The sequence below is a fragment of the Leptospira sanjuanensis genome, assembly GCF_022267375.1.
In the GTDB taxonomy this organism is placed as follows: Bacteria; Spirochaetota; Leptospiria; order Leptospirales; family Leptospiraceae; genus Leptospira; species Leptospira sanjuanensis.
In genome coordinates, this window is sequence record NZ_JAIZBH010000001.1 from 2,985,055 (window position 1) to 2,999,106 (window position 14,052).

Here is a 14,052-nt window from a genome sequence, read left to right on the forward strand (position 1 = left end):
CCGCTTCCCCGAGGACGAGCCCCAACGGCCGTCCTCTTACAAGGAGTTCATTGCTTTTTCCGAATATACTCGTTTCCTAATACGATCCCCGAACAACCCGGAATCTTGAATTGATCGAATTCGTTGTGGTCAAACGGGGTCGTGGAAAAGAAATACTTTCTGCAATCGGTCGGATTGGAAAAGAATCTCGGCTTTTTACCGAAATTTAAAACGATCAGCTTTCGTTCGGCGCCGAATTCCCGGAGATACACGAGCATGTCTTTGGGAACGTTCTCCTCGATCAAGGTCAGTCTTCCTTCCCGCAGCGCGTCGCTTTTATTTCTTAAATGAAGAATTCCTTTGTACGTATTCAAAAGGGAATCCCTGTCCTCCGATTCGACTAAAACATTCCGTTCCTTGTAATTTCCGTGAACGCGAATCCAAGGTTTTGCCTTTTTCGTCGTAAAGCCGGCGTTTGGCGAATCGTCCCACTGCATGGGGGAGCGGGCGCGGTCCCGAATGATGATATCCGCCAAACCTAAAAATTCGGAAAGAGTATCTCCCAACCAGCGATAGATTCTCGCAAGTGGATCCTGCGCCTCCGTAAGTTTGATCGTTTCGTTCGTCATTCCGATCTCTTCCCCGTAATAAGTAACGGGAACACCTCTGGCGGTAAACTGAAACAAAGCGACAAGCTTTCCTTTTTCGAGGTTGTTGTTGATCTTGCGCATGTAGCGTCTTTGATCGTGATTCCCGAAAACGTAGGTCGGAATGTACGGATACGGATAAACCTCTTCCATTTTTTTGATGATACCTTTGAAAAAAGTCGTCTTAAATTTCAATAGAAGCGTTTCGAACATAAAGATGAGGTTGAGACCGTCCCTCTTTTCACCTAAGTATCGTTTGATGATATGATCGTCGCCCGCGACCTCTCCGACCGAAAAACGATCCCCGTTGAATTCTTCCAAAACGGAACGGAGCTCTTTCGCAAATTCGAAGTTATTCGGATGATTTACCGTATAAACGCGGCTTTGAAAATAACCGTCGTGATCGTTTTCCGAAACGATGTATTTAAACCGAAACGGATTGTCCCGAAAATGTCTGTCTTTATAGATCGCGTGAAAGATATCGAGACGAAAGCCGTCCACGCCCTTCTTCAGCCAAAAACGTAGAACGTCGAACATCGCCTTTTTGACTTGAGGATTGTAGTAATTCAGGTCGGGTTGAAAATCCAAAAAGCTCGCGAGATACCATTGATCCGTTTTCTTATCGTAGTTCCAAGCCTTGGGAGTGACGAACGAGCTCCAGTTGTTCGGCGGTTTATTCTTCCCTTTTCCGTCCCTCCAGATATACCAATCCCGTTTCGGATTGTCGCGGCTTGAACGGGATTCCTTAAACCAATCGTGTTCATCGGAAGTATGATTCATCACCATATCGAACACGATCTTCATTCCCCGCTTGTGAACTTCCTTTATTAGCTTTTCCGCATCCTGAACGGTTCCGTATTCGGGAGCCATCGAGTAATAGTCGCTAACGTCGTACCCGTGATCCATCTGCGGACTTTTATACATCGGAGAAACCCAGATCGTTTCAAAACCCAGATCGCGAAGATAATCCAACTTGGAGATAATTCCCGGAATGTCTCCGATTCCATCTCCGTTGGTGTCCGCGAAAGAGCGGGGGTAAATCTGATAGATCGTGGTCTTTTGCCACCACTTATCGAGTTGATCGGATGATTTCTTTTTGAAAGTTTTTTTCTTAGCGGTCATAGATCTTCGGGCTTTAATGGAATCAAAAATATTAGAATGAAGGTTGTCAAACGGTATTACGGACGATCGTCGAACGTAAACGCGCGAACGTCAGAACGTTCAATCGTAATATTTCTCGGAAATCCCGATAATTAGACCTTCTGTCTCTTAACAAGAGAGACGCTATAGGGAGAATTTCGAACGGAACCAGAAACGCTTTTTTCGGAAGAATGAAAAATTTTTAGATTGACGAAAACTTCATTTATTTCGACATCGAAATAAATGAAGCAAGAATTCGCAATCCATCTTCTTTCGAGAACCAGAGACAGAATCCAAAAATTCCTAACGAAAGAATTCGAAAAGGAAGGAATCAAGGATCTCGTTCCCGCACACGGAGGGGTTCTTTACGCTCTTGGAGCCGCGGGAGAAATGACGATGAGCGAACTCGCATCGACGTTGGACCGGACCAACTCCACGGTCACGGCCTTATTGGACAAGATGGAGGAATTGAAATACGTGAAACGAATTCAATCCGCCGACGACGAACGGGTTTTTACGGCCGTGTTGACGGCCAAGGGAAGATCGACTCGGGAAGCCGTGTTACGCGCTTCGCAAACGACGACTCAAAAACTCTACAAAGGTCTTCTCCCTGAAGAAAAGGAAACCTTTATCCGTCTTTTGGAAAGAATTCATTCGAATTTTGAAAAGTGAAATTGTTTCGATTTTTGCAAATTATTTCGACATCGAAATAAATGGAGGAATGTATGTTTCGGAATAGAACGATCGTAATCACCGGTTCCGCGCGCGGAATCGGAAAAGTCACGGCAAAGAATTTTTTAAACAAAGAAGCGACCGTAATCGTCTCCGACTTGGACCCGATCCAAGTGGAAAAAACCGTTCACGAACTTTTGCAGATCGGCAAAGGAAAGGTTTTCGGAAAACTCTGCGACGTGCGCGACAAAGCCCAAGTCAAGGAACTCGCCGAATTTGCGTTTCAAACGACGGGAAGATTGGACGTTTGGATCAACAACGCCGGCATCATAAAGGACGATCTTCTTTTGCGGATGAGCGAGGAAAAATGGAACGAAGTCTTCGACGTAAATCTCAGAGGCGCTTTTTTCGGAACACAAGCCGCGGCAAAGTATATGATAAAACAGGAATATGGAAGAATCATAAACATCGGTTCGGTGTCCGGGTTTTACGGTAACGGAGGACAAGCGAATTATTCGTCCGCGAAAGCGGGCCTCATGACTCTGACGAAATCCTCTGCGAGGGAACTCGCCTCCCGGAACGTCACGGTCAACTGCGTCGCTTCCGGTTTTATCGACAACGACTTTGCCGCAAACGTTCCGAAAGAAGCGCGGGAAAAGATTCTCGATACGATTCCCCTAAAGATCGACCGGAATCCGGAAGAAGCCGTTTCCTCCGCGATTCACTTTTTTGCATCGGAGGAAGCAGATTGGATTACGGGAGCGACACTTCGTGTGGACGGGGGAATGATGATCGGCTTCTAAACGAAAGACCGATCTAAAATCAAAAGGAACGATAGAAGCCGCTTTTCCAATTCGAAGAGCGGCCGCGGCCGAAAATCAAACTGCGATCGCCTCCCCGCAAAGGAAGAATCAAAAGAACGAAATTCCAAACTACATCTTCCGAGGTCAAAGAACGGAAATTCCGATCTCGGAGAATCTCTTTCGATCGCAAACGAACCGGGCGATGTCGATCTGTTTGTGATGATCGAATAAGAACGTGGTCATCTTTCCGATCCATCTTCCTTTGTATTCCTCTTCCACGAAACGGATCCAAGCAAGAATATCGATCAACTCGTGCGCCATAAATTCGTAATTCTTTCCTTCGTGGACGAACTTTTCCCGCGGGTTGAAGATCTTTTCTTCGTTTAACAAAATTACGTTTTCAAGCGTGAACGGATAATCCTTTAAACCGTCAGCTAGTCCGATCTGATAGAACTTCTCCGCTTCGGTTCCCGGTCGAAACGCGGTGGTTCTTGCGGATGCGATATACGCGAAAATTTCGGGAGTCATTTCCGTTTGAATTCTCGAGTCGCCGACCGTATTTCCCGGATAACTTACCTGATGATCTAGAAACAAGGTTCCGCTTCCGTCGTCGGGTTCTAAAATACAATATCCTTTGTCCCAAAGGGTGACGAACGGTTTGGTTACGGTGATCTTCGGAACGTCTCCGATCCTTTGCAAATTCTCCAGAACCCCGTCCCAATAAACCTGGTTGCAATGATCGAACGTGGGAAAACTGGATTCTTCCAATTCGAAATCCAAGTACAATCCGAACGCGGATTGAAATGCGATCGGATGTTCGATGATTTTCACGTCGCCGAGTTGTATATTATGATTTCCTTTTATACAAAAAGACGGATTCAGCTCGTAACTTTTTCCGGAATGAGTAAAGCGGGAATAAGAGCCTTCGGAAGGTTTTACGGTAATTCGGGTCGGCTTGTTTTCCAGCGTCGAAATTCCGTTTATAACGAAGGGCTTTTGAATCGTGTAAGAAGCGTTTCGATCGACGGACAATCTCGAGTCTTGAAAATGTTCGGGAAACCGAAACGGATTTGCAAATCGGCTTTTTTTGAGTTCTGAAATTTTTCGGAGATCTGTGAGAACCTGCATTCTAAACGACAAAGGAAGTCGTTTTTTGATAAGAATGCAATCTTTAATCGGGAAGGAATGTTTCCGGGTGAAGAGTCCCACCCGGAAAAATGGAATTATACTCCGTAGAAAAGGAAGGACGCGATGATAGTCCAAACCCCTACTGCAATTCCAAAAATTCCCAACTTACCTTGGATCGGAGCCAATTTCGCTAAGAGTTCGGCACCTTTTTTCTTTGCTTCTTCGTTTTTAGAAAGAACGTAAGTGGAGATCGTTCCGAAACCGAGGATGAATCCGAGAACCGCTTGAACGATGTTTCCCGCGAGTGCAGTCACCCAGTAAATCGGCCAAGTTGGAAGCCATCCAAGACCGAGAAGTCCTTGGAATACGATTCCGTAGATTCCCCAGAAGCAGAAAACCAGACCGATCCAACCTTGGTAAGGTGAAATCTTTGCAAGCAATTCTTTTGCGTCCGGTTTTTTTGCCAAAAGCAGGGAAGGCACAGCAAGGATGCTGAGCACGATGAGTGTAATTCCTGATACCATTTGTATCTCCTGTTGAATTGAATTAGATTCAAAATCTTTTTACTGTTTCATTTTGCGTAAAAAGATCGTATGCATCTATCAGATCGATTAACTCTTACCTAAGTGATTTTTTGCTCGTTTTTTAGGTTTTGTTCCTCGTTTTAGGACTTTCTTTCTTTTTTTATAAGAAAATCATCGAACGATCATTCAGCGCAACCGACCTTTCGCCAAAAAAGAATCAGCAATTTCTCAATCATTTTCGGAAACAAAAATCAGTTTTTTGAAAATGACGCATAAATTTATCTAATGATCTTATAATATGATAAAGAATATATAATTCAAAATATAGCTTATTGCCCAATGAATATACTTCCAGCGAACGCTTTCATTCTTGGCATACAAAACGATTTGGTTTTATCAGGGTTGATTCCAAGTTACAAAACGGGAGTTCGCATAACGTTGTGAGTTCCGACTTCGAATTTTGCTGAAGTTCGGAAGTTCGGCGCTGCGGATCGGGAAAGCATTTTTCAATTCATAAATCCTTTTTCCGAAAGAGGTCGTTCCGACTCAGGAGAATTTTAAGCATGGCTCCGGCTTAGAGATTTCTGTGCGTAACCGGATCGTAAATCTTTGCTTCGGGAGAATTCTCCCGCGAACCAAGGAGGTCTTCCGAAGAACGGAATGATTCTTGTTGGTTGTGGGAACTCTTACATCCCCCCGTTGACCGGAAATTCTCCCTTCAGATGTTGATCCGACTGAAAAACCTCGAATCCCAGAAAGAGGAAGGAGTTCCTACAAATCTAAAAAACATCGATTGCGGCCGCGTCCCTCAGATTTGATCGTATGAGTTCCCACATTCTCCGGAAAGAACGGTGGACGACCACAATTCTCCGTTTTGGGCGTATGAGTTCCCACAAAATTCGGTCAAACGGGCAAACCTCGCTTCCCGTACAAGCGTTTTTCGATTTTCCCCTTGACCGTCGGGGGACGTCGACCAGATTGGTTGAAAACGACTTAAAACAGGCCGGACGGATATGTACGCTATTATTTCAGTTGGAAACAGACAATACAAGGTAACCCAGGATCAGGAATTTCTGACCGAAAAAACCGGCAAAAACGCGGGTGAATCCTTTGACGCAAAAGTTCTTCTTTTCGCGGAATCCAGCAATAAGGTTCATATCGGACAACCTGAGCTGAAAACGGCTCGTGTTTCCTTAAAAGTTCTCGAAGACGTAAAAGGTGACAAAATTCACGCTTACGTTTACAAAAGAAGAAAGAATTATCAAAAAGCTTGGGGCCACAGACAACAGCTCCAAAAAGTTAAGGTCGTTTCTCTCTCCGCAGTTTGATCGCCATTCGGATCACTCGCAAAGGAGAATTTTATTTTTCCTTGGAAAGCGAGGGACATTCTCCCGCTTCTCTTGGAAAAAAAGGCGAGAATCTTCTCTGCTCTGCCGTCTCGGTTCTGGTTCAGACCTTATATCTGCACCTCCTCCAATCCGGCAAAGTGAAACCGGCAGAAATCCGCGACGGATATCTTCGGTTCGAGGTTCTCGAGCAAGACGCATTGATACAAACTAGTTTTGATTTGGTTCTTACCGGGCTAAAAAACCTCAAGAATCAATATCCGACAGAAATTGAACTGATAGGAGTACCTGAAAATGGCACATAAGAAAGGTGGTGGATCTTCTAAAAACGGCCGGGATTCAAATTCCCAGAGACTCGGCGTAAAACGTTTCGGCGGCGAATCCGTTCTCGCAGGAAACATCCTCGTTCGCCAAAGAGGAACAAAGTTCCGCCCCGGCAACAACGTTGGTCTCGGAAAGGATCACACTCTCTTTGCTCTCGTTCACGGGAAAGTAAAGTTCGAGATGGTATCCAAATTGAAAATGCAGGTTTCCGTTTACCCGGAATAAACCCCTATATTTCAACAAAAACCGGATGAACCGCAGTCTCCTGCCCGCTTCTGGGTCCGGACTCTGCGGTTTTTTGTTTTATTAGGTAATTTAAGAATTTAGAATATTCGATTAAAAGCATGGAATCCTTTGTAGACGAAGTCGCCATCGAAGTGTTCGCCGGTCACGGCGGAGCAGGTTCCGTTCATTTCCGCAGGGAAAAATACGTCGAGTTCGGCGGTCCCGACGGCGGAGACGGAGGAATCGGCGGAAACGTGATCATTCGTCCGAATCTTTCCATGTACACACTGGACAAATATCTTTCCAAAAGAAAGTTCAAGGCGGAAGCCGGTTTTCCCGGAGTAGGCGACAATTGTTCCGGCAAAAAGGGAGAAGACTTGATCCTCTTCGTTCCTCTCGGAACGCAGATTTACGACGAAGAAACGGGCGATCTTCTTTTCGATTTTGTTTCCGACACGCAGGAATTCGTCGTCGTTCGAGGCGGCCGAGGCGGAAAAGGAAACACGCACTTTAAATCTTCCACCAATCAAACTCCCCGCTTCGCGCAACCCGGAGAAGAGGGAGAATATAAATTTCTACGTCTTTCGTTGAAACTTTTGGCCGACGTCGGGATCGTCGGTCTTCCAAACGCAGGCAAATCCACACTGATCTCAAAGATCACGGACGCCCATCCTAAGATCGCGGGTTACGCGTTCACGACACTTTCTCCGAACCTCGGTGTTGTTAAGCGAAGAGGAGATATCTTCCGTTTTACGATCGCGGACATTCCGGGCATCATCGAAGGCGCGAGCATGGGAATCGGTCTAGGACTTTCGTTTCTTCGTCATATCGAACGAGTGAAAGGAATCTTATATCTGTTCGACGCATCCTCTTTGGATATCGAAGAGGATTTAAAGATGCTCAGAAACGAACTTTCCACATACAATCCGGAACTTCTCAAACGCCCTTACTTGATCGTATTGAACAAAATCGACGTGTGGGACGATCCCGAATTCACCAAGGACGTAATCCAAAAGGTTTCCCATCTCGGCAAGGTGATCGCGATCTCCGCGGAAAAGGAAATAAACTTGGAAGAACTTTTAATCGCCATGGACGAAACCTTTTTTAAAGACGAAATCGAAAAGGTTTTAAATCCAAATTCCAAACTTGCCAACTTTACGGAGGATGGAAACGATACGAACACGGAGAATTCTTCTGCGAACACTGCGGAGTTCGACGATTCTTCCGAAGATTCCCCTTCTTCCAGTCAAAAGGAGTTCCAAGAATGAATTCATCCATCTTAGAACGCTCCGTCCTTTCGGAAAAAATCCGTTCCGCCGAGATGATCGTAATCAAGGTCGGTTCCGCGAGATTGTCCGGTCCTTCCTCGGAAGTGAACGACTTTCTCTTTCAATTGGTAAGCGACATCCGTCATCTCCGAGATCTCGGTAAAAAAGTGATCCTCGTTTCCTCCGGAGCGATCGCAAGGGGAAGACTTTTGTTAAGCGAACTCCCCTCTTCCATTTCCTCTGGAGATTCCCTTTCCGAAAAACAGGCGTTAGCCGCCATGGGCCAAAACCGCCTCGTCAATCTATACGACAGTTTTTTTTCCAAGGTGAATCTGAGCATCGCGCAGATTCTTTTCGGAGTTTTGGATCTCGAATCTAAAGAAGGTTATAAAAATCTAAAGAACACCTTCACTCAGCTTTTGGAATGGGGAATTCTTCCCATCGTGAACGAAAACGATTCCGTTGCGACCGAAGAGGTGAAATTCGGAGACAACGATATGCTCTCCGCTTTGGTAAGTCTGATCGTAGGCGCGGATCTTCTCGTCATTCTTACCGGCGTGGACGGATTTTTGAAAGAAGAGAAGGTCGTATCCTTTTTGGGAAAAATCACCAAAGACGATTTGAATCTCGCCGGCGGTCCGAGCGGTCCCGGAACCGGCGGCATGTTTACCAAGCTCAAATCGGCGGGTTTATTATCCGAAGCCGGAATTCCGACCGCGATCTTAAACGGAAAGAAGATGCACGTGATCCGGGAGTTTTTGAACGAAAACGAAATCGGAACGTTAGTCGCTCCTTCCGGAAACCGGGTATTTTCGGAAGAGGACGTAAAGGAAATCATTCGTAAGAATAGAAACGCGAACGGAAACGGGGGAAATCATACATGAAAGAAATCGAATACGTTGAAGACCTTTGTTTACGCGCGAAAAAAGCTTCCAGAAGTTTAAAGGCGCTTCCTTCTTCCAAAAAGAATAAGATTCTCGCGGATCTCGCTGATCTGTTGGAAAAAAGAAAATCCGAAATTCTCGCAGCAAACGAACGGGATCTCAAAGACGGTAAGGAAAAAAATCTTTCCGCGGCCTTGATGGACCGTCTTTTGTTAAACGACAAGAGAATCGCAGCGATGGCTTCCGCGGTTCGAGAAATCGTAAGCCTCCCCGATCCTGTGGGAGAAGTTACGCGCGGTTTGACTCTTCCCAACGGCCTAGAACTCGTTACGAGACGGGTTCCGCTCGGGGTCGTAATGGTGATCTACGAATCGCGTCCGAACGTCACAATCGACGTGGGTGCGCTTTCCTTTAAATCGGGCAACGCGTGCATTCTTAGAGGAGGAAGCGAAGCGTTTCACTCGAACGCGATCCTCGTAAAACTATTTCATGAAATTCTAAATAAAGAAGGAATCGACACAGGAGCGGTGACTTTCGTGGACAAAACGGATCGATCGTTTATGCTTCCCTTCTTTCAACAAACCGCGTCGATCGATATCGTAGTTCCGAGAGGCGGAGAAGGTTTGATCCGCTTCGTCAGCGAAAATTCCAAAATTCCCGTCGTCAAACACGACAAAGGCGTTTGTAATCTTTACATCGATCAGGACGCGGACCCCGGGAAAGTGATTCCGATCGTAATCAACTCGAAGGTGCAAAGACCCGGAGTTTGTAACGCTACGGAGAATCTGATTCTTCATAACGGATATCCCTTCCGCAAAGAACTCTTAGAAGCTCTTGCAAAAGAAGGTGTGGAACTTCTTCTCGATCCACCCGCTCTATCTTTGTTTCCGAAAGGAAAACCCGTAAGCGAAGCGGACTACATGGAAGAATTCTTAGATCTGAGACTTTCCGTAAAAACGGTTTCTTCTTTGGAAGAAGCGCTGGCCTTTATCGAAAAAACTTCCTCGGGTCATACCGAAGCGATCGTTACGGAAGACCTAACCGCCGCAAAAACGTTTACGAGTTCGTTGGATTCCGCCGCGCTTTTCGTGAATTGTTCCACTCGGTTTCACGATGGAGGAGAATTCGGCCTCGGAGCGGAGGTCGGAATTTCCACCGGAAAACTTCATGTTCGAGGACCGATGGGGTTGGTGCATCTCACCACCACGACCACATACGTCAACGGAAGCGGACAAATCCGAGGTTAATCCTTGTCCGGTGAATCCAAAATTCTCACCGGAATCTTCGGAGGAAGTTTCGATCCTCCCCACATAGGACATTCAGGAATCCTAAAGTCTTTTTTTAGGGTAGTTCCCGAATGTAGGGAGGTCTTTCTGATTCCTAATCGGCAAAATCCCCTTAAAAACGAGAAGACGGCTTCCCCCGAAAGAACATTAGAAATGTTGCATATTTTCGCCTCCGAATTCGGCGAAACGATCCGCATCCTGGACTTAGAACTCAAACGAACCGGTCCGAGCTTTACGATTCAAACGATCTTGGAACTGAAGTCTTCTTATCCGGATCGGGAGTTCGTGCTTTTGATCGGAGAGGATAATTATTCGAACTTTGATCAGTGGAAGGATTGGAAGGAAATTTTGCGCCTCGTTCGCGAGGTTTACGTATTTCGTCGTTTTTCGGAAACGATTCCGATCAACGACCGTCTTTTAGAACAAGGTAGTTTTCGTTTTTTGAACAACCCTTTGATTCCGGTAAGTTCCACGGATTTGAGAATTTCTTTTGCTAAGTCCGGTTCCGCTTCGGCCGCATTGAATCGCGAACGGATTTCCGAAAAGATTTTAGCTTATATCGAGAAAAACGGCTTATATCGTACGTAGCGTTGGTATAAAAACATCTGCATTATACCGAACGATAAAGATGGGTCCGACGGCGCTTCTACGACATACAAAGATTTTCTCCCCATTTATACGCAGGTCGTATAAACGCGACTCCACCCTACCTCAATTTTAGAATTTCCAAAAGATTCTCTCCCTACAATTTGGATTCATGAAGGCAGCCTTCTCCTACGACCCCGAAACGATCCGCAAAGCCTTGGGATTACGATCCGGGACTTGGTTTCAAAAAGAATCACAGATTGTTACGATTACGACTTCCTCTGCGGAAGCGGAACCCGGTTCCCTCTTTGTCCCGCTTCGGGGAAATCGGGACGGCCACGAATTTATACGCGACGCGGTCGCAAACGGGGCGTCCTATTTTTTAGTGGAGGAAGATCATCCGATCCGAAACGGGTTTACGGAAGAAGAGGCAGCCAAGTCCATTCCCGTAAAGGACACGTTGATCGCTCTCGGAAGATTGGCGGAATTTCACAGACTGAGATACAATCCGATCGTAATTGCCGTAACCGGCTCAAGCGGGAAAACGACCACGAAAGAATTATTAGGGAATTGTCTCAAACCGATCGGCGAACAAGCATTAGTCGTCACGGAAAAAAATTATAACAACGAAATCGGTCTTCCGTTCACCCTATTCCGGATCACGGATCGAACTCGAATCGTAGTCTGCGAACTCGGTATGAACCACAAAGGGGAAATTTCCAGATTAACCCGGATCGCAAAGCCGGATCACGCCGTTATCACTACGATCGGAACCGCGCATATAGAATTCTTAGGCAGCCAAAAAGGAATCGCAAAGGCCAAAGCGGAAGTTGCGGAAGGTCTTACAAAGGGCGGCAAACTCTTTTACCCAAGCTCGGGAGAATATTCTAAAGTTCTAAAGCGAAAGCTCCGCAAACACGGCGGGAAACTCGTCCTTGCGGAACCGGGGAAGACGTTTTCCGTCCTCCAAAAACGGCCGTCCGGATTCTTATTAAATTACAAAGACAAAGAGATAGAATGGAATCTACCCGGAGAAAAACTTTTGGGGAACGTGGCGGTCGCGGTTTCCTGTTTGGAAGCGATCGGAACCCCGATCGAATGGATTCAAGACGGAATCTCCTCGTTTCGTTCCGCAAATAAGCGACTCGATTTTCAAAGCGGCAAATACAACGTAATCAACGATACGTATAACGCGAACTACGAATCCATGCTTTCTTCCTTGGAAGTAGCGGATCAACTCGCAGACAAAAAGGAATTCTTCGTCGTATTAGGCGATATGAAAGAACTCGGAAAACATTCCTCCGAATTCCATAAAAAACTCGGCAAATTCTGCGCGGGCTTTCCGAATCTCAAAGGCCTATTTACGTTTGGAAACGATGCTCGTCTGATACGGGACGAATTTGTTAAACGAACTTCGTCGCCGCGGTTTGCGGAACATTTCCCGGAAACGGAAGAAGGTTTGAAGGAACTCGTTCGAACCTTTACGGACTCGGTCCCGGAGGGTTCCGTGGTTTTAGCGAAAGCGTCCCGAGGAATTCGACTCGAACGCTTCGTAGAAGCTCTTCCGGTTTAGTTCTTGCAAACCTCTTTACGCACAGAAACAGTTTCAGAAGGAGAATCCAACTTGAACGCAAAAGTCGCAATCATCATGGGCAGTCATTCCGATTGGGAAACGATGAAGGAAGCCGAGTTGATCCTGAAGGATTTCGGCGTGAGGGCCGATAAAGAAATCGTTTCGGCTCACAGATCCCCCGAACTTATGTTGGAATTTTCCAAGAACGCGAAACAAGCCGGTTACTCTGTAATCATCGCCGGAGCCGGCGGAGCCGCTCACCTTCCCGGTATGGTTGCGTCGATGACCACCCTTCCCGTATTGGGAGTTCCGGTTCAAAGCAAAGCGCTCAACGGACTAGACAGCCTTCTTTCCATCGTTCAAATGCCGGGAGGAGTTCCGGTGGGAACTCTCGCGATCGGAACGGCGGGTGCTAAGAATGCGGGCCTCCTCGCTCTGAGAATTCTTTCCTTACAAAGCGCCGAACTTTCGGAAAAACTCGAACAATATCGTATCAAAATTCGAGAAGAGGCCCTTTCTAAAAACAAGGATCTTCTGTGAGCGGAGAAAACGTTCTTCTCCCCGGCGCCAAACTCGGGGTCATGGGCGCGGGACAACTCGCGAGAATGTTCTGCTTGGAAGTGATTCCGTTCGGATACGAAGTTTCCGTTTATTCTCCCGAAAAGAATTCTCCCGCTGCGGGTGCGGGTGCCAACGAATTCGTAGCAGCATACGAAGACGTGACCGCGCTGACCGATTTCCTAAACAAGATCGACGCTCTTACATTCGAATTCGAGAATATTCCGGAAATTGCACTTTCCACTGTCGAAAACTTTTCCAAACAGACGGGACTTAAAGTTCATCCTTCTCCGAACTGCGTCCGAATCGCGCAAAACCGATGGAAAGAAAAAACTTCCTTCCAAAAGGCCGGAATTCCTACCGTAAACTTTTTTCCGGTGTTTACGGAAGAGGATAAACGTTCGGTTCCGCCCAAAGTCAAATTCCCCTGCATCTTAAAAACGAACACGATGGGTTACGATGGAAAGGGCCAGGTGAAATGCAAAACTCGGGAAGAATTGATTTCCGCGCTCGCCGATCTCAAAGAATTCAATCATATCGTGGAGGAATTTTTTCCGTTTACGGACGAAGCTTCCGTAATCTTAGCGAGATTCGAAGACGGTACGATTTCCCATTTTCGACCGTCTCGAAACGTTCATAAAAATCACATTCTCGATCTTACCTTTCATCCCGGAGAATTTCCGAAAAGCGTGGAGGACAATCTTGTCGCTTATGCAAAAAAACTCGCGGAAACGATCGATTATGTCGGAGTCTTCGGAATCGAGTTCTTTATCAAGGGAGAGGAAATTCTTTGCAACGAATTCGCTCCCCGACCGCATAATTCCGGACATTTCAGCCAGGACAGCGGAACACTTTCCCAATTTGCTCTTCAGATGAGAACACTTTGTAATCTTCCCGCGCCGACGCACATCCCCGTCAAAGCGGTCACTATGAAAAACATTCTCGGCGAAGATTACAAACCCGGCTCCGTTCTCTGGAATCGAGCATTAGAAAATCCTCATTATCACCTCCACCTTTACGGAAAAACGGAAGTCCGCGACGGAAGAAAGATGGGCCACTGGAATTATTCGGGACCGAATCCGGAATCCGCTTTTGCAGACTGGGATTGAA

At 46.4% G+C, this 14,052-nt stretch carries 15 protein-coding genes; 12 read left to right on the forward strand and 3 right to left on the reverse strand.

The genetic code is table 11. From position 1 onward, the window contains the following. Positions 1 to 47: 47 nt before the first annotated feature. Complete coding sequence (locus tag LFX17_RS13375) at positions 48 to 1,748, reverse strand: alpha-glucosidase (protein ID WP_238747070.1); 1,701 nt, start codon at positions 1,746 to 1,748, stop codon at positions 48 to 50. Positions 1,749 to 2,009: 261 nt separating this feature from the next. Here LFX17_RS13375 and LFX17_RS13380 point away from each other — a divergent pair, with 261 nt between their 5' ends. Continuing rightward, a complete protein-coding gene (locus LFX17_RS13380) occupies positions 2,010 to 2,438 on the forward strand; it encodes a MarR family winged helix-turn-helix transcriptional regulator (RefSeq protein WP_238730692.1) in 429 nt (142 codons plus the stop codon). 53 nt (positions 2,439 to 2,491) lie between these two features. Continuing rightward, positions 2,492 to 3,241 (forward strand): 3-oxoacyl-ACP reductase FabG, encoded by a 750-nt coding sequence (fabG, locus tag LFX17_RS13385; RefSeq protein ID WP_238730693.1) that lies wholly within the window; start codon positions 2,492 to 2,494, stop codon positions 3,239 to 3,241. Positions 3,242 to 3,385: 144 nt separating this feature from the next. Here the strand turns inward: fabG and LFX17_RS13390 are convergent, their stop codons facing one another. After that, positions 3,386 to 4,369 carry a UDP-3-O-acyl-N-acetylglucosamine deacetylase gene (locus LFX17_RS13390; RefSeq protein WP_238747071.1) on the reverse strand — a complete coding sequence of 328 codons (984 nt, stop codon included), beginning with the start codon at positions 4,367 to 4,369 and terminating at the stop codon, positions 3,386 to 3,388. A gap of 95 nt (positions 4,370 to 4,464) precedes the next feature. After that, positions 4,465 to 4,893 carry a hypothetical protein gene (locus LFX17_RS13395; RefSeq protein ID WP_118956294.1) on the reverse strand — a complete coding sequence of 143 codons (429 nt, stop codon included), beginning with the start codon at positions 4,891 to 4,893 and terminating at the stop codon, positions 4,465 to 4,467. Positions 4,894 to 5,906: 1,013 nt separating this feature from the next. On the opposite strand from LFX17_RS13395, the gene rplU reads away from it, so the two are divergent. The 10 genes from rplU to LFX17_RS13445 all read left to right on the forward strand — a co-directional run bounded on the left by rplU (position 5,907) and on the right by LFX17_RS13445 (position 14,051). Further along, positions 5,907 to 6,221, forward strand: coding sequence for a 50S ribosomal protein L21 (gene rplU / locus LFX17_RS13400; RefSeq protein ID WP_118956292.1), 315 nt, complete (start codon positions 5,907 to 5,909; stop codon positions 6,219 to 6,221). After that, positions 6,218 to 6,544: a ribosomal-processing cysteine protease Prp gene (locus LFX17_RS13405; protein WP_238747072.1), complete on the forward strand. Its 327-nt coding sequence runs from the start codon at positions 6,218 to 6,220 to the stop codon at positions 6,542 to 6,544. Before rplU ends, LFX17_RS13405 begins: the two co-directional genes overlap by 4 nt. Continuing rightward, on the forward strand, positions 6,534 to 6,788 hold the full coding sequence (gene rpmA, locus LFX17_RS13410) for a 50S ribosomal protein L27 (RefSeq protein WP_002629808.1): 255 nt from the start codon (positions 6,534 to 6,536) through the stop codon (positions 6,786 to 6,788). Before LFX17_RS13405 ends, rpmA begins: the two co-directional genes overlap by 11 nt. Positions 6,789 to 6,907: 119 nt before the next feature. Continuing rightward, a complete protein-coding gene (obgE, locus tag LFX17_RS13415; RefSeq protein ID WP_238747074.1) occupies positions 6,908 to 8,056 on the forward strand; it encodes a GTPase ObgE in 1,149 nt (382 codons plus the stop codon). Next, positions 8,053 to 8,940: a glutamate 5-kinase gene (proB, locus tag LFX17_RS13420; protein ID WP_238730697.1), complete on the forward strand. Its 888-nt coding sequence runs from the start codon at positions 8,053 to 8,055 to the stop codon at positions 8,938 to 8,940. The genes obgE and proB overlap by 4 nt, the downstream gene beginning before the upstream one ends. After that, positions 8,937 to 10,187, forward strand: a complete 1,251-nt coding sequence (locus tag LFX17_RS13425) for a glutamate-5-semialdehyde dehydrogenase (protein ID WP_238730698.1) — start codon at positions 8,937 to 8,939, stop codon at positions 10,185 to 10,187. Before proB ends, LFX17_RS13425 begins: the two co-directional genes overlap by 4 nt. Before the next feature lie 3 nt (positions 10,188 to 10,190). Then, positions 10,191 to 10,814: a nicotinate (nicotinamide) nucleotide adenylyltransferase gene (nadD, locus tag LFX17_RS13430; protein WP_238747075.1), complete on the forward strand. Its 624-nt coding sequence runs from the start codon at positions 10,191 to 10,193 to the stop codon at positions 10,812 to 10,814. 169 nt (positions 10,815 to 10,983) lie between these two features. Then, positions 10,984 to 12,384 (forward strand): UDP-N-acetylmuramoyl-tripeptide--D-alanyl-D-alanine ligase, encoded by a 1,401-nt coding sequence (locus LFX17_RS13435; RefSeq protein ID WP_238747076.1) that lies wholly within the window; start codon positions 10,984 to 10,986, stop codon positions 12,382 to 12,384. 51 nt (positions 12,385 to 12,435) lie between these two features. After that, positions 12,436 to 12,924: a 5-(carboxyamino)imidazole ribonucleotide mutase gene (gene purE / locus LFX17_RS13440; protein WP_238730701.1), complete on the forward strand. Its 489-nt coding sequence runs from the start codon at positions 12,436 to 12,438 to the stop codon at positions 12,922 to 12,924. Then, positions 12,921 to 14,051, forward strand: a complete 1,131-nt coding sequence (locus LFX17_RS13445) for a 5-(carboxyamino)imidazole ribonucleotide synthase (RefSeq protein WP_238747077.1) — start codon at positions 12,921 to 12,923, stop codon at positions 14,049 to 14,051. Before purE ends, LFX17_RS13445 begins: the two co-directional genes overlap by 4 nt. The last annotated feature ends 1 nt before the right edge of the window (position 14,052 follow it).